The organism is Paenibacillus ginsengarvi, from assembly GCF_003626695.1.
Classification (GTDB): Bacteria; Bacillota; Bacilli; order Paenibacillales; family NBRC-103111; genus Paenibacillus_AB; species Paenibacillus_AB ginsengarvi.
Genome location: NZ_RBAH01000026.1, coordinates 65,273 through 83,757 on the forward strand (window position 1 = coordinate 65,273; position 18,485 = coordinate 83,757).

Annotated in this window: 21 protein-coding genes and 1 riboswitch; of the genes, 11 read left to right on the plus strand and 10 right to left on the minus strand. The window is 56.6% G+C overall.

What is annotated here, in order from left to right; translation table 11 throughout:
- Positions 1-24 precede the first annotated feature (24 nt).
- Positions 25-1,293, minus strand: coding sequence for a sialidase family protein (locus D7M11_RS27910; protein ID WP_120750553.1), 1,269 nt, complete (start codon positions 1,291-1,293; stop codon positions 25-27).
- A 142-nt stretch (positions 1,294-1,435) separates the two neighbouring features.
- On the opposite strand from D7M11_RS27910, the gene D7M11_RS27915 reads away from it, so the two are divergent.
- Entirely contained in the window at positions 1,436-2,254 is an 819-nt protein-coding gene (locus tag D7M11_RS27915; RefSeq protein ID WP_120750554.1) for a helix-turn-helix domain-containing protein, read from the plus strand.
- Positions 2,255-2,388: 134 nt separating this feature from the next.
- Here D7M11_RS27915 and D7M11_RS27920 read toward each other — a convergent pair whose 3' ends face one another.
- From D7M11_RS27920 to D7M11_RS27930, 3 genes are all read right to left on the minus strand, one after another.
- Positions 2,389-3,243: a GNAT family N-acetyltransferase gene (locus tag D7M11_RS27920; protein WP_120750555.1), complete on the minus strand. Its 855-nt coding sequence runs from the start codon at positions 3,241-3,243 to the stop codon at positions 2,389-2,391.
- A gap of 166 nt (positions 3,244-3,409) precedes the next feature.
- On the minus strand, positions 3,410-4,093 hold the full coding sequence (locus D7M11_RS27925) for a response regulator transcription factor (RefSeq protein ID WP_240041344.1): 684 nt from the start codon (positions 4,091-4,093) through the stop codon (positions 3,410-3,412).
- 2 nt (positions 4,094-4,095) lie between these two features.
- Positions 4,096-6,198 (minus strand): sensor histidine kinase, encoded by a 2,103-nt coding sequence (locus tag D7M11_RS27930; protein WP_193556302.1) that lies wholly within the window; start codon positions 6,196-6,198, stop codon positions 4,096-4,098.
- 213 nt (positions 6,199-6,411) lie between these two features.
- Positions 6,412-6,455: riboswitch (PreQ1 riboswitch) on the plus strand.
- A gap of 127 nt (positions 6,456-6,582) precedes the next feature.
- Here D7M11_RS27930 and queC point away from each other — a divergent pair.
- The 7 genes from queC to D7M11_RS27960 all read left to right on the plus strand — a co-directional run bounded on the left by queC (position 6,583) and on the right by D7M11_RS27960 (position 10,956).
- Positions 6,583-7,251, plus strand: coding sequence for a 7-cyano-7-deazaguanine synthase QueC (gene queC, locus D7M11_RS27935; RefSeq protein WP_120750558.1), 669 nt, complete (start codon positions 6,583-6,585; stop codon positions 7,249-7,251).
- On the plus strand, positions 7,248-7,688 hold the full coding sequence (locus D7M11_RS27940) for a 6-pyruvoyl trahydropterin synthase family protein (protein ID WP_120750559.1): 441 nt from the start codon (positions 7,248-7,250) through the stop codon (positions 7,686-7,688). Before queC ends, D7M11_RS27940 begins: the two co-directional genes overlap by 4 nt.
- On the plus strand, positions 7,685-8,413 hold the full coding sequence (gene queE / locus D7M11_RS27945) for a 7-carboxy-7-deazaguanine synthase QueE (protein ID WP_120750560.1): 729 nt from the start codon (positions 7,685-7,687) through the stop codon (positions 8,411-8,413). The genes D7M11_RS27940 and queE overlap by 4 nt, the downstream gene beginning before the upstream one ends.
- Before the next feature lie 49 nt (positions 8,414-8,462).
- Entirely contained in the window at positions 8,463-8,966 is a 504-nt protein-coding gene (queF, locus tag D7M11_RS27950) for a preQ(1) synthase (protein ID WP_120750561.1), read from the plus strand.
- Positions 8,967-9,078: 112 nt separating this feature from the next.
- Positions 9,079-9,249 (plus strand): hypothetical protein, encoded by a 171-nt coding sequence (locus tag D7M11_RS36560; protein ID WP_158606870.1) that lies wholly within the window; start codon positions 9,079-9,081, stop codon positions 9,247-9,249.
- Positions 9,250-9,394: 145 nt separating this feature from the next.
- Positions 9,395-9,676: an ArsR/SmtB family transcription factor gene (locus D7M11_RS27955; RefSeq protein ID WP_120750562.1), complete on the plus strand. Its 282-nt coding sequence runs from the start codon at positions 9,395-9,397 to the stop codon at positions 9,674-9,676.
- Positions 9,677-9,747: 71 nt separating this feature from the next.
- Positions 9,748-10,956 carry an MFS transporter gene (locus tag D7M11_RS27960; RefSeq protein WP_120750563.1) on the plus strand — a complete coding sequence of 403 codons (1,209 nt, stop codon included), beginning with the start codon at positions 9,748-9,750 and terminating at the stop codon, positions 10,954-10,956.
- A gap of 71 nt (positions 10,957-11,027) precedes the next feature.
- On the opposite strand, the gene D7M11_RS27965 is transcribed toward D7M11_RS27960, so the two are convergent.
- On the minus strand, positions 11,028-12,347 hold the full coding sequence (locus tag D7M11_RS27965; protein ID WP_120750564.1) for an ABC transporter substrate-binding protein: 1,320 nt from the start codon (positions 12,345-12,347) through the stop codon (positions 11,028-11,030).
- Positions 12,348-12,578: 231 nt separating this feature from the next.
- On the minus strand, positions 12,579-13,274 hold the full coding sequence (gene gpmA, locus D7M11_RS27970; protein WP_120750565.1) for a 2,3-diphosphoglycerate-dependent phosphoglycerate mutase: 696 nt from the start codon (positions 13,272-13,274) through the stop codon (positions 12,579-12,581).
- Between the two features lie 208 nt (positions 13,275-13,482).
- On the opposite strand from gpmA, the gene D7M11_RS27975 reads away from it, so the two are divergent.
- A complete protein-coding gene (locus D7M11_RS27975; RefSeq protein WP_120750566.1) occupies positions 13,483-13,938 on the plus strand; it encodes an NUDIX hydrolase in 456 nt (151 codons plus the stop codon).
- Between the two features lie 164 nt (positions 13,939-14,102).
- Complete coding sequence (locus tag D7M11_RS27980) at positions 14,103-14,852, plus strand: MBL fold metallo-hydrolase (RefSeq protein WP_120750567.1); 750 nt, start codon at positions 14,103-14,105, stop codon at positions 14,850-14,852.
- A gap of 11 nt (positions 14,853-14,863) precedes the next feature.
- Here D7M11_RS27980 and D7M11_RS27985 read toward each other — a convergent pair whose 3' ends face one another.
- The 4 genes from D7M11_RS27985 to D7M11_RS28000 are packed head-to-tail and all read right to left on the minus strand — an operon-like array spanning position 14,864 to position 17,196.
- Positions 14,864-15,433, minus strand: a complete 570-nt coding sequence (locus tag D7M11_RS27985; RefSeq protein WP_120750568.1) for a GNAT family N-acetyltransferase — start codon at positions 15,431-15,433, stop codon at positions 14,864-14,866.
- Between the two features lie 36 nt (positions 15,434-15,469).
- Positions 15,470-15,961: a GNAT family N-acetyltransferase gene (locus D7M11_RS27990; protein ID WP_120750569.1), complete on the minus strand. Its 492-nt coding sequence runs from the start codon at positions 15,959-15,961 to the stop codon at positions 15,470-15,472.
- A gap of 8 nt (positions 15,962-15,969) precedes the next feature.
- A complete protein-coding gene (locus D7M11_RS27995) occupies positions 15,970-16,398 on the minus strand; it encodes a GNAT family N-acetyltransferase (protein ID WP_120750570.1) in 429 nt (142 codons plus the stop codon).
- Positions 16,399-17,196: a class I SAM-dependent methyltransferase gene (locus D7M11_RS28000; RefSeq protein ID WP_120750571.1), complete on the minus strand. Its 798-nt coding sequence runs from the start codon at positions 17,194-17,196 to the stop codon at positions 16,399-16,401.
- A gap of 271 nt (positions 17,197-17,467) precedes the next feature.
- Here D7M11_RS28000 and D7M11_RS28005 point away from each other — a divergent pair, with 271 nt between their 5' ends.
- Entirely contained in the window at positions 17,468-18,484 is a 1,017-nt protein-coding gene (locus D7M11_RS28005) for a response regulator transcription factor (RefSeq protein ID WP_158606871.1), read from the plus strand.
- The last annotated feature ends 1 nt before the right edge of the window (position 18,485 follow it).

The following is an 18,485-nucleotide window of genomic DNA, read 5'->3' on the forward strand; positions in this document are numbered from 1 at the left end:
GTTGATTAGTAGCGATTCCACAGATTAGTAAATCAAACGGCGAAAATTCCCGATTCGGTGAAACGTAATCAAATTGCCGTTGTGCGCGTCCTTCGCCCGCCCGTCTCCGGAACGGCTCAAAATAAGCAGATCCTCGCCGTCGATCACCATGCTTGCATAATGCCGGGCCATCCTCGGCGTATCCCCGGCCGCGACAAGTCCGGCAAAACACCAATCCACGCAATTTCGCGAAAAATGCAGTTGCAGCCGGTGCCGCTCATTTTTACCAAGACCGTACCGGTCTTCGGGCAGCCGCTCCGCCCTCGTCATGCTGTCCGTCGCCTGCGAACTGAGCAGCCAGTACAGGCCGGAACGTTCGTCGAACGTGATATGGAATTTCAAGTGACCGCCCGGGCAAGGGATAAAAGCGAACGTTTTCCCCGAGGGGGCTTTTTCGAGTTTCGTCTCAATCTTGCCGTCCTCGCGCTCTACCGCCTTCGCGATCGCGGCATATCCGGTGCCTCCCGTATGAGAGCGCATCCACAGATGAAACGTATTCCCTTCCGGGTCATGGAAATAATGGTCCGGATCGTTAAACCGGACTATATTCGTCTCCAGCCAGCCCATGCGGGCGCACTTGCGTCCGGGAGCGACCAGGGCGGACGTGCCCGGCTCCACCTTATAGAACGGAATGCCGAAATAATCCAGCTCCTCCTCCGGCACCGCGTCGCGGAACGACAGCTCGGATGCGAACGTCCAATTGCTCCGCTTCGTCAAGTCCGCCTCCGCCCTTCCCCGCAGCAGCACCGGAGCCAGATCGGAAACCGGCCAGCCGGCCGCATCCCCTCCCGTGTTCCGCTCCATGACCAGGTACACGTTCCCTTTGGCGTAAACCACATTCGCAGGCGCTTGATGCCAGCTTTGCCCTTGCGTCAGCAATACCGGCTCGCTCCACGTATCGCCGCCGTCATCGGATCGGATGATCGCCAGATCGTGGCAATGCCCCAGCACGTACAAGCTGGCTCCCGCCGTAAACGGTCTGGCGTGCATGAAAGGAAAATCCGTCCGGTGCTGCCAGGTCCGGCCCGAGTCGTCGGAGACGAACACTTTGCCGAGCCACAGCTTGCCTCCCTCGATGCGGTGCTTCTCGCCGGGGATGCCGTCGATGCCCGGTCCGCTCATATCAAGCGTGGCGACCAATCTGCCGCCGGGCAGCACCGCCATTCCCGGGCTGTATACATAAACGTTCTCGGGGTCCGGCGATGCGTACACCGTTACATATTCGCCGGCCAGCTCTTGGACTCGGTCCGTCATTTTCCCGCGCCTCCTCCGGCTTTGGATTCGTCCCTTTACCGCGCGTTAAAGGGAATATGTTTAGCCTAGTAAATTCGATTTACTTTTCCCATGCATTTGGTTATCATCGACCATATACTCCATTTCAGAGGGAGGCCGTCGCATGGAGCCGTATGGTCCGGCTGATGTGGTGCCCCAGCTTGTGCATGTATTGTATTGGCATCGGAAGGAGCGATTCTTGAATGAATCGGATGTTTACCCGACATGGGTCATGTTTGCCGTGTGCGAGGGGATATTCGACTTCAAGATCGGAGACAGGCCGGGAAGCGCAACGAGTGGAGATCTCGTCATTTGTCCGCCCGGCGTGCCGTTATGGCGGGATGTGGTGCGGACGCTATCGTTTTTCGTCATCCATTTCCGCTGGCATTTGCCGGATTCGCAGCAGCCGATCGAGGATGCTTCGCGGCTGGCGCTGCTCCCGCAAGGCAAGCTTACGTTTCGCGACAGCCGGCGGTTATCGTCGACTTATCATTATTTGCTTGACCTTTGGCCGAAGCGGGACAGGCTCCATCGCCGCCGGCAAAATTTGCTGCTGAACGACATCTGGCTCCAATATTGCCTGGAAGCGGAAGCGGCCCGGAAGCTGGAAAAGCCGGCAGATGCGCTTATGCAACAAGCGGTGCGGCTGTTGGAGGAACGCGCCTACGATAGCCGCTTCAGTATGAAAGCGCTATCGTCTGAGCTTCAGCTGTCCCCCGTCCAATTTACCCGCAGGTTCAAAGCGCAATTTGGCAAAACGCCTACGGATTTCGTCGTTAATCTGAGGCTTGACAAAGTTCGGCAAATGCTCCTGGAAACCAACTATCCGCTTGACCAGATCGCTGAGTTGTGCGGGTACGAAAACGGGTTCTATTTAAGCCGCGTCTTCTCCAAAAAATTCGAGATGAGTCCCTCCCTGTACCGCAGCCTCCATCAAATATGATGCAGCTTCAGGCAGCTCCCAGACGGAGATTTTTTACGTTCTGCACGCAAAAAAACAGATCAAAACCGACCGGACATATCCCGGCTCGTTTGATCTGTTTCGTACGGCATATTTGCAAAAGTTTACCGGTTCCGCTACCGGAACCGGTACATGATCGAATCCTGGACCGGATTGTAGCCGATTTTGGCATAAATATCGTTCGAGGTCGGATTGGACAAGTCGGTGTACAAGCTGCAGAAGCGGTACCCGTCCTCCAGCAGCCGCCGGCTGAGCGAAGCTACGCACGAGCTGGCGTACCCTTTGTTCCGCAGCTCCGGCGGCGTGTACACGAGCGTTACGACGATGCCATTGCGGGTGGGACGGGATTTTTTGGCCATGCTGACCGGGCGCCCTCCGTCTTCCCATACGTACAGGCTGGCGGCGACGATGTTGTCGCGCATTTTGACGGCCGCTTCCTCCCGGCTCATCTTCTCCTCGATCGACTGCGCAAAGTCGTACAGCCAGCCAGCGGCCAGCTCCGTGTCTGCTTCCCCGGCCAGCCGGAGCGTTCCCGGGCTGATCGGGACCTCGTTTACGCGGTCTAGCCGGTAAATACGCTGATTCATTTTGACATAGGGCGTTCTGCCGCTCGCCTTCGCCCACTCGGAAGCCATCTGCCCGGCGGCCTCCAAAGGTCCTACTATCCCCGGCACATCGCGTCCCGCCTTGACGAGATGGTTCACGATGAGACGCACGGCCTCCTCCAATTGCGGTCCGTCCCCGGCCAAAATCATATTTAACGCGTTCAGCTGGAACACGAGCTCGATTCGGCCAGTCGTGTCCTCTACTGTTCCAAGCATCGGCAGCGTCCCCCGATACCCATCCGCTTCCTGCTTCGCAAGCGTAAACGCGAGTCCGAGCAGCAGGTTGTTGGCTGCCTCTTGCTTCTCCAGCGCCTGCTCCGTTCTGTCCAGAAAATGTCGCGCACTGTCGTACAATTTAACTTCCACCCGGCACCTCTCCCCTGTTTTCCGTTCCGGCGATCCGCCAGGCTGCTAATTAAACTGATCTTAGCCCGGATGCCCGGGAACGGTCAATGGTCCGATCGATGCTATTCGCGGCTTCCTTAGCTAGAAAAAAGGAGCTTCCGGCAGAAGCTCCTTCGGTGCCGCAGCCTCAGGCTTCCTCGCCGCCGAAGCGGTAGCCGAATCCTTTGACTGTCACGATATATTTCGGATTTGCCGGGTCGGGCTCGATTTTTTTGCGCAGATTGCGAATGTGCACCATGACCGTGCGCTCGTCGCTGTCGCGGTCCCAGCCCCATACTTCCTCGAACAGCTGCCTGACGCTGTATACTTGCTTCGGCGTCCGGGACATGAAGACGAGAAGCTGCCGCTCCTTGGCGTAAAGCGGCACCGTTTCCCCGTCCAGCCTGACGATCAGGCTGTCTTCCTCGATTTCCAAACGTTCGTCCTTCCACAAATATTTCGAGCGTATCGACCTGCGGCGAAAAAAAGCATCCACCTTCGCCGCCAGCACGTTCGGATCGAACGGCTTCACGATATAATCGTCGGCGCCAAGCTCCAGGCCGTGTATGACGTCCTCGGATTCCCGGCGCGCGCTGATGAAGAAAACCGGAACGTCGGACTTTTCCCGGATGCCCCTGCACACGCTAAGACCGTCCATACCCGGCAGCATGACGTCCAGCAAAATCAGGTCCGGCGTCTCCCGCCCCGCCGCTTCAAGCGCCGTGCTCCCGTCGCATACCGCAACAACCCGATACCGGCCATCCCGCTCCAAATATAGCTTGACGATCTGCAAAATATCCCGGTCGTCCTCCACAAGCAGTATTGTCGGCACGCTCAAACGCTCCCCCCCTTTAAACGTTCCGATGCGAGATACACGGGAAGGGTCAACGTAAATGCAGTTCCTTCGCCCGTCTTGCTGACCATACTCATCGTTCCCTGATGGAAAGCGATTATTTCTTTGCAGATGGCCAGCCCGAGTCCCGCACCCGAATCTTTGCTTTTCACCAATTGCGATCCGCGGTAATATCGTTCGAACACATGATCCTGTTCATGCTCGGGGATGCCCGAGCCGCTGTCGGCCACATGTATCGCTGCCGTATCCGTACCGCTGCGCCAATCCAGCCGGATTTCGATCTGTCCTCCGGCCGGGGTAAACCGCTTCGCATTCGACAACAAATTGGAGACGACCTGCTCGATCCGAACGGAATCGATAGCAGCCGTCAGCCGGTCGCCGGCGTTTTCCGCATCGGGAGAAACGAGCAGCCCGAATCGGATTCCCGCGTCGCGGATATCAAATTCATATTTGCGAACCAGCTCCCGCACATAAGGGACGATCGCCGTTTCGCGATAATCGAAGCGAATTTGGCGCGTTTCCAGCTTCGTCAGTTCGAACAGATCAAGGATGATCCGCTCAAGAAACAGCGTCTTCTCTTGCAGCAAACGCCAATATTTCGGGTCGTCAGCCGGGATGATGCGATCGATGAGGCCGGTAATATAAGCCTTTAACGACGTTAAAGGCGTAATCAGCTCATGGGAAATGTTCGACATCAGCCGGCGGCGAAATTCCTCCTTGCGCTTCAGTTCTTCGTTTGCGAGCTGCAAGTCTTGCGTCCGTTCAGCAACGATGCGCTCCAGCGACTCGTTCAAGACGCGAAGCTCCTGCGACAGCGACTCCGCCCGCGTAAAAGCGCGCGAGAAGCTGAGCGACAGCTGCAGCGATTGCGTCAGCAAGAAGAACAGAAATCCGAACGGGATGAGGTCTCTCGAACCGATCATGCTGCCGTAAAACAGCGTGTCGTGCACGATCGAATACCCGAGACCGACAAGACCGATCAGATTGGTCAAAGACCCGTGCCGCTTTCGGACGGTGGCCAGGACGTACACGCCGGTCAAGTAAGCGATAAGAGGGATGACGCAGCCGTATTGATAATAGTTGAAAAGCTCCGTATACACGCGTGCCGGCGCGAGCAGCTGCAGCGCGATATACGCGCCGATGACGACGCCCGATACGCGCACGACGACGCGGCTGCTCTCCTGCGGGTACTGCGACTGGATAAATTTCAGCAAAAAGAAGAGCGCCGCACTCGCGCTGATGTATTCGACTTTCACGGCCCATTCCCACGCCGGCCAGCCGAATAAATAAACCGCCATCGTCTCTCCGAGCACGAGCGTGCGAATCCCGATCATACACGTCATCAGCGCAAAATAAAGCGCGGCCCGGTTCCGGTTACGCGTCAAATAAAGCGCGGCATGGTAAACCGTCATAATAAACAGGCTGCCGATGATGAACGACTCGTAGAAGACGTTCGCGTTCCTCTCCTGCGTTACTTGCTCCGAGGTGCCGAAGTCGATCGATTTCCACAGACCGCCTTTGCGCTGGACGAAATTGGACACCTGAATGACGAGCTCCAGCCGGTCCGATGAAGGCTGTATATACACGACCTTCGGATAATTGCCGGGAACCATCGAATCCAGGCTCGTCCCTACAACTCCGTTACCGGCAAGCGGCTTACCGTTTACCCATAAACGGTAAGCCGTCGCAATGCTCGGCATGTACAGGGCCAGCGTCCGATGGCGAAGCGGCTCGGGCAGCACGATCGCGGCTCGGTACGTCCCGTACCCGTGATTCGATAACCTCTCGCCCCCGTCCTCATGACTGCTCCATACGCTCGGCACCTCGATGTAGCCGGGCTCATACCGGGACTCCTCGCCGGTAAAATCCGCCGGTTCGAGCAGCCGGGAACCGTACCATTCCCATATTCCATCGAGCGGCACCGTTTCGTGCTCGTACCGGTCCCACTCGCGCAGGTCGAGGATGCCCCGCAGGGCGCCCCCGGCTTTAGAGCTGCCGGAGGCATGGGCCGGAAGCACGCATAACCCGATCCAAACGATGGCGAAGAAAACGGCAAACGCCGTTTTAAGCGGATAATATCGCATAGTGCCTGTTAACCGTATTATTTTCCATATTCGTTTCATGATCCGTACCATCGGCGTTCCTTCGCGATTCAATCTCGTTACGTACCTATATTATCGTCTATCGCGAGCCGTTATTGTAGCCCTATTCACATCCCGCCGCATCTGTGCTATAGTACGGGAGACAACAAAAGAAGAAATCCGGGTACCCTCGCGTTCCATTCGGGAGCGGGCGGTCCGGGAGAGGTTCGCGAACTCCCTCTATAAAAAACTAAGGCTTGCGATGATCCGGTCTACGGTATCGCATGTTTTTGCGTTCGGCGCGAAGCGGGCTCCCCGCCTCGCGCCGATTGTTTTGAATAAGGGTATGGATCTCGTTCTTCTCGTCCAAGAGGAGGAGAAACGGTTATGCAAAAGGAGAAAGCCGTCGTCGTATTTAGCGGCGGGCAAGATAGCACGACATGCCTGATCTGGGCGATGCAGCGATTCGAAGAGGTGACCGCAGTCACCTTCGACTACGGACAGCGGCACAAGCTGGAGGTAGAAGTCGCAGCCGCGATCGCGGAGGAGCTGAAGGTGGAGCACCGCGTGCTCGACATGTCGCTGCTCGGGCAGCTTGCGCCGAACGCGCTGACCCGCGGCGATATCGCCATCGAGCAGCAGGAAGGCTCGCTGCCTACGACATTTGTCGACGGGCGAAATTTGCTGTTCCTGTCGTTCGCCGCCGTGATCGCCAAGCAAATCGGGGCGAAGCATATCGTAACCGGCGTGTGCGAGACCGATTTCAGCGGGTATCCGGACTGCCGGGATGTTTTTGTCAAATCGGCAAACGTTACGTTAAACCTCGCCATGGACTACCCGTTCGTCATCGATACGCCGCTCATGTGGCTCAGCAAAGCCGAAACGTGGGAACTGGCGGACCGGCTCGGCGCCTTCGACTTCGTCCGGCAGCGGACGCTTACTTGTTACAACGGCATCGTCGCGGACGGCTGTGGGGAGTGTCCGGCATGCAAGTTACGACGCAAGGGACTGGACGAATATGCGGCTTCACTGCCGAAGGAGGCGGACCGTCCATGATGCAGCAAATATATCCTACAATCCCCCATCCGTACGCGTACGAGTTAAATAAAGATTTGCAGTTTGCAGCCGCCCATTATGTGCCCGCCGAGGAAGCGGGCAACTGCCGGAAGCTGCACGGCCATACGTATTTCGCCAACATTACGGTCGCCGGAGATACGCTCGATTCCGCCGGCTTTCTCGTCAACTTCTCCATCCTGAAGCGGCTTATTCACGAGCGGTTCGACCATACCGTATTAAACGACGACCGCGAAAGCTTCGACGACCAACATCCCGACCGTTTCCCGACGACGGAGGTCGTAGCACGGACGATCTGCGACATCGTGCAGCGTTATCTGGACGGGACGGAAAACAAGCCGCGCTGCCTGCAGGTGTACTTGCGCGAGACGCCGACGAGCTACTGCCTGTACCGTCCGAAGGCGGGAGACGGCCGATGAGCGGCGCGCGTTTTCCTGTAATGGAACTATTCGGTCCGACCGTTCAAGGAGAAGGGATGGTCATCGGCCGGAAAACGATGTTCGTCCGCACCGCCGGATGCGATTACAGCTGCTCCTGGTGCGATTCGGCTTTCACATGGGACGGCAGCGGCAAGGCGGATATCCGGATGATGAATGCACAGGACATCTACGAAGAGCTTTACAAGCTCGGCGGCGAAACGTTTGCGCACGTAACCGTCTCCGGCGGCAATCCAGCCCTGCTGCCCCAGCTTGGCGAGCTGATCGACCTGCTCCATTCGCGCGGCATCGGCGTTGCGCTGGAGACGCAGGGCAGCCGGTGGCAGGACTGGTTTTGGCGAATTGATGAGCTGACGCTTTCGCCTAAGCCGCCCAGCTCCGGCATGGTCACGGACTGGGCTGCGCTCGACTCGATTGTCGCCAGACTGACGGAACGGAAGCGGCTATTTAGCCTGAAGGTCGTCGTGTTCGGCGACTCCGATCTGGAATATGCGGCCGGCGTTCACGAGCGGTACGCGCATGTGCCTTTCTACGTACAGGCCGGAAACGACCGGCTGTGGGAAACCGAGCCGGAGCGGCTGCTGCCTTATTTGCTGGAACGGTACCGCTGGCTTATCGACCGCGTCATGCCGCATCCGCGTCTCAGGCAAGTGCACGTTCTGCCGCAGCTTCATACTTGGATATGGGGCAACAAGAAAGGCGTTTAATCCTAAACTGCAAGTACTTGGATTTTATACGACCCAAGGAGGCGCTTATATGACAGAGGCGGGGAGAACCGAAGGCGAGCTTGCCGGCGTAACGCTGCTCGGCAACCAAGGCACCGACTACCGGTTCCAGTACAGCCCGGACATTTTGGAATCGTTCGAGAACAAACATCCGGGACGCGATTATTTCGTCAAATTCAACTGTCCCGAATTTACGAGCCTTTGCCCGATGACCGGCCAGCCGGATTTCGCGACGCTGTACATCTCGTACATCCCGGACCGCCGCATGGTGGAGAGCAAGTCGCTTAAGCTGTATTTGTTCAGCTTCCGCAACCACGGCGACTTCCACGAGGACTGCATGAACATCATCATGAATGACCTGATCGCCCTGATGGAGCCCCGGTACATTGAGGTTTGGGGCAAATTTACGCCGAGAGGGGGCATTTCCATCGATCCGTACTGCAACTGGGGACAGCCCGGCACGAAATACGAACGGATGGCGGAGCATCGCCTGCTGAACCACGACCTGTACCCGGAAAAAGTCGATAACCGTTAACCTGGCGGTAAGCGAACCGGTTTTATCTGCAGGATTCCGAGTATGACATACATCGGCCCATTTCTGCGCATAGTATATTCGTTTCCATGAAAAGCAAGAGGAGGGAACGAGGATGGCGTCCAACAAGCAGCAGCAGGAAAAACGCAATTTAGGTCAAGTCCGTGACGAGCTCACAGAGAGCGCGGCATCGGCCGAGCAGCAGGGAGAAACCGAAGCGGACCGCCGGGTGGTAGCCGCCAGCCGGGAGCAGGATTCCGAAACGGAAGACAGTTTCGAGGCTTGATACCTGCCGCTCACGCAAGAAAACTGCAAAATGCCCTGGCCGATCCGGTCAGGGTGTATACATACACCGTTTACAGGCGGCGAGAAATGTGTTACCCTATATTTCGAAATGTATAGAAATAGCGAGCAGGCAAGGAGGGATCGGCATGGGGAACGATAACGCGGACATTTTGCAGGCGGTCAAAGTGTATAAGGCGCTCGGGGAGCCTACCCGTTTGAAAATCGCCCTGCTGCTCACCGAGGAACAAAATTTGTGCTGCTCCGATATTATGGGCAAGCTCGAATCCGTCGCCGGCTCGACGCTGTCGCATCACCTGAAGCAGCTTACCGATAGCGGCCTGCTCAATCTGCGCAAGGACGGCACGTATATTTATTACAGCGTGAACCGCGAATTGGCGGCGAAATATGCGCCTTATTTGCTGGTGTAATTTTTTTGCTCGATATTTCGATATTTTTAGAAATATAGGACTAATGGATGGATCATGGAGAGGAGCACTTTATGTCAAACAGTTGGAAAATTTACATGCTCGCCGTCGTCAGCTTTCTCGTCGGGACGTCCGAGTTTATGATCGCCGGCATTCTCGATAAAATCGCCGCCGACACCGGAGTGACCGTGGCCGCCGCCGGCCAGCTCATAACCGTCTTTTCGCTCGCCTACGCCTTCGGCACCCCGTTCCTGATGGCCGCCACTTCCCGTATGGAGCGGCGGAAGCTGCTTATCTATTCGCTTGCCGTCTTCGTGGTCGGTAACGGGATCGCACTCGCACTGCCGGGCTTCGGTGCGCTGGTTCTCTCGAGAATCGTAATCGCCCTGAGCGCAGGCGTCTTCGTCGTAACCTCGCTCACCGTAACGTCTAAGCTGGCCCTTCCGGACCGCCAAGGAAGCGCCATAGCGACGGTCGTCATGGGCTTCAGCACTGCCTTGATCGTCGGCGTCCCGATCGGGAGGGTCGTAGCCGCGGCCTACGACTGGAAAACGACGTTCGGAGCGATCGGCGCGCTCGGACTCGTTGCGATTCTTATCATCGCACTGACCATTCCTCGAACGGAAGGAGAAGAACCGACGCCGCTTCGCGAGCAGCTCGCCATACTGAAGCAGCCGAAAATCGCCATCGCGCTGTCGGTTACGTTTTTCTGGATTTCCGGCTATTCGATCGCTTATACGTACATTTCGCCGTTTTTGCTCTCGGTTACCGGCATGAGCGAGAAAATGGTGAGCGCCGGACTGTTCGCCTTCGGCATCGCCAGCCTGATCGGCTCCAAGCTCGGGGGCTTCGGCACGGACAAATGGGGCGTCGCCCGGACGCTGGTCGGCGGCATGCTGCTTCATACGGCGGCACTCGTACTGTTATCGCTAACGGCCCATTCCGCAGTTATCGTATTCCCGCTGCTCATGCTCTGGTCGTTCTCGGCTTGGTCGTCGGGCCCTACGCAGCAATACCATCTGATTACGCTCGCTCCCGAAGCGTCGGGCATTATGCTCAGCTTGAACAGCTCGATTTTGCAACTGGCGATGGCGGCTGGAGCGGGGATCGGAGGAATCGTCGTGGAACGCGTATCGCTGTCCGCCGTCAGTTGGATCGGAGCGGCCGGCGTCGCCGTCGCCGCCTTGACCGCCGCCTTGTCGCTCGGCTTATCGCGTTCGCGTGCTTTATCCAGGTCGCGCCAAAGAGCGGAAGAGCGCAGCGTCGCGCAGGCGGAAGCTTAATCTGACTACGAAAAGTAAAGAGGTCGTCCGGCGCAGCAACGCACCGGCGGCCTCTTTTCGTTCGGTGAACCTTACTTTTTAACTTTGGCTGCCTCGATTTCCTGCTTCGCCGCCTCGGCCGCTTCCCGAAGCGCGGAATTGAGATCGCTTTGACCCGAGACGACTTTTTGAAACGCCGTATACGCTTTTCCTCCGGCTATGCTGCTGAACTTATCCTTAGGCGTGATGGCGGCTGCCTTTTCCGGAGCGTACGGCTTCAAGTTTTTTCCCTTGTAGCTTTCCTGGTTTTGCGCGAACGCCTTGCGTACGTCCGGGTTATTCAATACTGTCTGTACGCCTTCCTTCGATTTCTTCATCTGGTACTCGTCGGAGGTGAGATAAGCGAGCACTTCGAACGCTTCCTCCTTATGCTTGCTGATTGACGCGATCTCCATATACGAAGGCACGTATTGCGGGGCGACATTCGGCGCTTCCTTGAAGTACGGCATCGAGATGACGTCCCACTCGAAGCCGACCGGCGTATCCAGCAACCCGACGCCATACCACGCCATCATCGCCGCAGTTTGATCTTTGCGGAACAGGTCCTGCCACTTGGACATCATATCCTTCGCTTTATCTTCGCCCGCCAGTGTGAAAAATCTCGAGAACTGATTCATCACTGACTTATACTTGTCTTCCTCAATCGTTACCTTGTCCGTCTTCGGATCATAGTTCGGTGCCGACAGCTGGTTATTGTTCAGCATATGGCTTACGGACATCGTCAATCCGTAATACTGCGTTCCCCCGTCGATCAGCGTCATTTTTTTGGCCAGTTCATAAATTTCGTCCCAGCTAGAGCCTTCCTTTGGATACGTTACTCCGAACTTGTCGAACAGATTTTTATTGTAAAATAGGGTGAAAATATCGGTGCTGACCGGCAAACCGTACATCCCGCCGCCGGAGAAATCTTTCATGAACTGGACGACGGATGGCTCCAGCCTTCCCAGATCGTATTTACTGTTTTTGATCAGACCGGATATATCGTACTGCAGCCCGAAATCGACGATTTCGTTAATCGTGGAGGTCGTCGACATGATGATGTCAAGCGGCTGGCCGGAGGCGATCAGATCGGCGGTTTCCGTCCCTTTGGCGTACTGGACGAACTTGATTTTGTAATTCGGGAATTTCGCTTGAATATCGTTGCCGCGCTCCTTCATAAACTGCTCGACCGTGCGCCCCGACTGCGGCGAATAGAAGACGAGCTCTACCGGCTCTTTGCTTTTGGCTTGCGTTCCGGACGTTTGGGCTTGTTCGTTATTCGCGCCGCTTCCGCTCCCACTGCCGCCGCTGCAAGCCGCAAGTATCGTCGATGCGGATAATACCGTTAAACCGATCGCTGACAGACGTTTCATGTAATAACCTCCAGTGCTAAATTAATAACTATTTGAGTTGAAACGTTTCAACAAAGTTAAAAACGATGACGGTACTTTACATACCGCCACATGAAGACTATGAACCATTTTCAACAATTAATGCGCTTACTTTGCCAATTATAGAAACGATCATAGCCGCAGGCTATGACCAAATGGAGAAATTATTTGACATTTTGTTCCTCCAGGAGCCTCGTCCCGGGTTACAGGTTCTCATTCCGCGCCCAAATAGTAGTGCCGGATCGCGTTCAAATCATCGTCCAGCTCGTACACGAGCGGGACGCCGGTCGGAATGTCCAGACCAGCAATACCGTCGCCGGGGATGCGGTCCAAATATTTGACCATCGCGCGAAGCGTATTCCCGTGAGCGGCAATGAGCACCCGCTGCCCGCTCCAGATCGCCGGCGCAACGTTATCGTGCCAATAAATTAGCGCTCGCCGTTCCGTATCCTCCAAACTTTCGGTCAGCGGAATGTCGCTTTTCGCCAAATGTTTGTAGCGCGGATCGCTGCCTGCATACCGCTCGTCGCTCTCGTCCATCGCCGGCGGTCTGACCTGCACCGACCTTCTCCACAGCTGCACCTGCTCTTCTCCGTACTTGGCCGCCGTTTCCGCCTTGTTCAGCCCTTGCAGCGCGCCGTAATGCCTCTCGTTCAGCATCCACGACTTGTATTCGGGAATCCAGGTCAGCTCCATTTCGTGCAGCACGATCCACATCGTCCGGATCGCCCGCCGCAGCACAGACGTATAGGCGACGTCAAAAGTAAAGCCGTTTGCCTTCAGCAGCCCGCCCGCTCTCCTCGCTTCCATCAAGCCTTGCTCCGTTAAATCGACATCGGTCCAGCCGGTAAACCGGTTTTCCAAGTTCCACACGCTTTGTCCGTGACGAATCAATACAACTTGATGCATAGGCCGCTCCCCTCTCGCTCTTCTGCATGGATTCATTGACTGGAACATATCCCCTAGTTTACCACACATCTAGTCAAAATCAGGAATACCCCCGGTGGTCCTGGCCAAAGGTATGCTCGCGCTCCTGAAGGATCTCCGCTCCCTTCTCAGCCAGTCCTATATTTGATACACTAGCAGGATGATAGCTTGCAAAACGGAGGGATCGGGAATGGGATACATAGAGGAGCTGCGGGCCCTTGTGGGACATCGTCCGCTTATTCTGGTCGGGGCGGTCGTCGTCATTGTCGACGAGCAAAATCGCATACTGCTTCAGCAGCGTATCCATCCGCCCGGGAAATGGGCTTTGCCCGGCGGACTGATGGAGCTGGGCGAATCGGCCGAAGATACGGCGCGCCGCGAAGTATTCGAGGAAACGTCGCTGGAGATCGGGGAGCTGAAGCTGATCGACGTCTTTTCCGGGCCGCAGTCGTTTATCACCGCTCCGAACGGCGACGAATTTTATGCCGTAACGATTGCATACAGCACCCGGGAGGCGCGCGGCGAGCTGGTCGTCGACCTCACGGAATCGCTCGATTTCCGTTACTTTCCGCAAGACGAGCTTCCCGAGACGATTGTCGGGAGCCACAGGCGTATTTTGGACCGTTATCTTTCCCACAGTGAATAGCTGCAGCCGCCAGCCAAATCGCCGCCCAAAAAAATATTGACAAATAATTATTTTTGTGGTATGATATAATTTTATAAGATTTACATAAACCTTCCGATTTGATACACTTTGAAAAGCTTCTGTACGGGGTCTTTTCCAAGTTTACGATTGGGAGGTTTTTTAGGATGCGGATTGGAAATGGAATTGCCGCTTTGCCGATTACATCAGTGATGATGGGGAGAACCGAGACGATTTATCCCGCCGTGCTGTGGGATGAGGAGCAGGTGCTTCTTATCGACACGGGGTACCCGGGGCAGCTCGACCTGTTTCGCCAAGCGTTTGCGGAAGCCGGGCTTTCGCTCGAAAAGCTGAACCGGATTATTATCACCCATCAGGATTTGGACCATATCGGCTCCTTGCCGGCGCTGGTCGCCCTGTCGCCCGGAACGATCGCAGTAAACGCCAGCGAGGTCGAGAAGCCGTATATTCAAGGCGAAAAGCCGCTGGCCAAATTGACGCCGGAGGCGATTGCGAAAGCGGTGGCGTCGATGCCTCCGGAGGTGCCGGACGAATGGCGCCAGAAGTTCAGGCATACGCTTGAGCATCCGCCGCGCGCCGGTGTCGATCGCGTCCTGACGTACGGGGAAGAGCTGGCTGAATACGGAGGGCTCGTTGTCATCGGCACTCCGGGCCATACGCCCGGACATATAAGCCTGTACCATAAGCCGAGCAAAACGCTTATCGCCGGCGACGCGATGATTGTCGTAGACGGTCAGCTTTACGGACCTCCGCCGCAATACGCTTACGACATCGAGCAAGCGAAGTTATCGCTTCGGCAACTGACGAGCTTCGATATCGAAACCGTCGTCTGCTATCACGGCGGCGTGTTCCAAAACAATCCGAACGCACGCATTGCGGAGATTATTCGCGAATAAGCCATTTCCGTTCAGATCAAATGCTTGATCAGCGCAAGCGCCTGCTTCGTCTGATTGATGACGCCGCCCGGCTCCGGCTCGTTCAGCTCGAGCTCGAAGCCGGCCCAGCGGTACAGCCGGATCGCCTTGTGGCTCCACGTCTGCGTCGGAATGTACATCGTGCAGTCGCCCTCTAGCTCGGTCATCAGCTTGACGCCTCGGGCGATGATCGCCTTGCCCAGCCCGAGTCCCTGATAACTCGGCTTGACGGCGACCCAATGCATGAACGGATGACGGCGGCGGCCCGTATAGTTCCACCAGGCGGTGAACGTCGCCACCTTTTTGCCGTCCTCCCGCTGGATGAATAGCGTGCGGCGCACGACCTCGGTCGCATACGGAACGTAATTTTCGTGGAAATAGGTCGCCGCTTCCTCCACGTCGTCAAACTCCTGCACCGATGCTTCGATCTCCGCCCAGGCAAGCTCGTCCCCTTCCCGGTACATCGAAAAGAAAAAACCTTCCGGCAGCTCGGCCGCCGGGATCGGCGTTCCCGGCTCGCGCTTCATGATGACGCGGTAATACTCCAAGCTTTTGTCCAGCATGGCGATCTCCCTCCTCCATCCGCAAGCGAACTTCGGCTACCCGCTTAAACCTTCCGGGCGAATCGATTTGACCATCGTTACGCTTCGGCCCTCGAGCCGGCTTCGCTCATACCCCATTTTCTCGTAAAAACCTACCGCGTCCGTCCAATGAACGATCGTTTTGAGCATCATGGCAGAATAACCTTTTTCGGCGGCCAGTTGTTCCAGTACGGCTATCATCCGGCTCGCGTAACCGTGCCGGCGATGCTCCTTCCTCACCGACATCCGCACGAGTCGTCCCGTCCCAGCATCGACGCCCATCAGCGCGCCGGTACATACGACATCCTCGCTCAGCCGGCCGACCAGGAACGTATGGCCCATCTCCAGGTAGCTGCTTACGATATGATCCAGGTCCGGATTCAGCGTTGGATCAAGAAAGCCGAAATGCTCCTCCATGCCGCTCAGCACGACCGCTTTCGCCTGCTCCTGTGTGCTTTCCGTGACAGGCTCGATCGTAAACGATACACTTCCCAGGCCGCTTTGCTCCATCGTATGGCTCACTCCTCCTCATCGACTTCGTACGTGCATTGGAACCGTTCGACTCCTGGATATTTCTCGCCCAGACTTTCAATCGTAAAGCCGATGCTGCGGTAAAAATCGACCGATTCCTCGTCCGTTTCCGCCACGAGGCGACGCGGATTTTTCAAGGGGATGAGCGCCACCATCAGGTCTCGGCCGAACCCTTTGCCCCGCTGATCGGGCAACACGGCGATATGCTTGACGACAAGCTCCTCTCCGTCCCGCATCGCAATCCCAACCGCGCCGACCAGCTCTCCCTCAAACTCGAGACCGTACAGCTCGAGATCGGAGGACGATTCGTACAAGGTTATCGCTCTAGCGATCGCCTCCGGGTCGGGAAACACGGCTTGTCCGATCAGATCGGCGACGACGGCTTCGCGAAGTCTGGGTTTTATATCGATTAGCATTTAACGATCATCCTTTCTAAAACGCATAATAACGGCAGGAGGAATCTCGTCCCATTCGAACTTGCCGGAAGCGCCGCTGCCTTTGGCGAACGTTGGCTCGACCATCCCGTCCAGCACAAACCCAACGCCGCAAAACAGACTGACGTAATCCGAGAGTGTCCGGTGAAACATGAAGTGGGGCACGGGCTGGCCGCGAATGCCGATATTTTCGCTGGAGGCGGGCGTGCTGTACTGGGAGATATGGATGACGCTGCGCGAGATGACCTCGCCTCCCCGATCCTCGGTTTCATACGTTTCTCTCGTTCCCGGCGGCCGGAAGCACGGATGGGGAATCGAGAAAACAAACGTTCCGCCCGGTTTCAGACAGCTTCCGAGCGCACGAACGAGCGGCGTAATGTCTGCGATATCCATAAGCGCCATGTTCGATACGGCGCTGTCAAACTCCCCGGTCGCCAGCTTCGCCCACTCCTCCTCGCTCGTCGCATCCATCGTTCGGTAGTCGATCCGGTCCAGAAACGCCTCGGAACGCTGTTTCGCCCGCTCGATCATGGCCGCACTGTAATCGAACGCTACGACGTTCGCCCCCAGCTCGACCAGCCTTCTCGAGAAGTTGCCGTTGCCGCAGGCAATATCGAGCACCATATGGCCCTCCTGCACATCCAGCAATCGCTCCGTCGCCGGACGGATCAGCTCGCGATGCCACCGGTTACTGTTCTCCCCCATGTAGTCGTCCCAATAGCCGGCGTTTTGCTCCCATCTTTGCTTCGATTGCCCGCTTAGCTCTCTCCATTCGTTCATAGACAGCCCTCCCCTTCCGCTGGCCGCCCCCGGTTCGCTTCGCAAACAGAAGAGCGGTGCAGATTGTTTGATTGGAATGTAGCATATACGACTGTGCGGAACAAGGTTTTAATTAGCTGTAAATCAATTGGGAAGCCTTATTAATATGCAATTATTTCATAGGCAGCTTCCAAGCGGGAGCTTGTTTCGGATGCAAAAAAAGTTGACACGCTTTGCCGTTTACGTACAAAATGTGTACCTAAGAGCGAGTGAACGGGGGCCTGATGCACATATGTATGAAATTGTAATCGCAGAGGACGAGCATTGGCTGCGCAGCGAGCTGGCGGTCATGATCGAGCGGATCGGCGAAGGCTTCACCGTAGTCGGAGAAGCGGTCGACGGCGAAGATGCCTGGAACATGCTGATGGAGCTGTGGCCGTCCATCCTGATCACGGATATCCGGATGCCGCGCCGAGACGGGCTCGACGTCATCCGCGGCATCGACGAAGCGGGGCTGCCGATCGTGCCGATCATCGTCAGCGGCTATGACGATTTTGCTTACGCCCAGCAGGCGGTGCGGTTCGGCGTATCGGAATATTTGCTCAAGCCGGTCAAGCAGGAGGAATTGCAGGAGGCGCTGCGCCGCTCGCTCAAACGCTTGGGTCTGCTGCAGGAGGTAAACGGCTGTTTGCGCAAAGTGGAGTTTTATTTGCACGGGCTCCCCGACGGCGACGCGAAAAAGCGGCTGGAGGAGCTGGATGCGCTCCTACAAGAGCTGCGCAAAAGCAAGACGGTGCACCCGAATTCGCGCAAGACGGTGCTGAACGTCTTCTCCGGCAAATGGATCGAGCTCATTCGCGGCATGCGGCCGGATTACGATCCGGGCGTGCCTCCTGTCTGGGACAGCTTCGAGCAGACACAGGAGTACTTTCATCGGCTGTTGGAGATTTGGTCGTTTGCCGTCCGGGACGAAGCCGACCCGAACATCAGACAGACGATTCGCCGCGCTTGCGATTACATCGCGAGCCACTACATGCAGCCGCTGACACTGGTCAAGATGGCGCAGCTATCCTCGCTCAGCCCGTCTTACTTCGGCTATTTGTTCAAGCAGCATACGGGGCAGCCGTTCGTCGCCTATCTGAACGGCGTCCGCATCCAGAAGGCGAAAGCGCTGCTGATGGAGGATGACATCAAAGTATACGAAGCGGCGGAAATGGTCGGCTTCGTTTCCCTTCCGCACTTCAACCGTTTGTTTAAGACGGCGACCGGCAAAACGCCGAACGATTTTCGCAAAGGAATGGGGCGTTAAC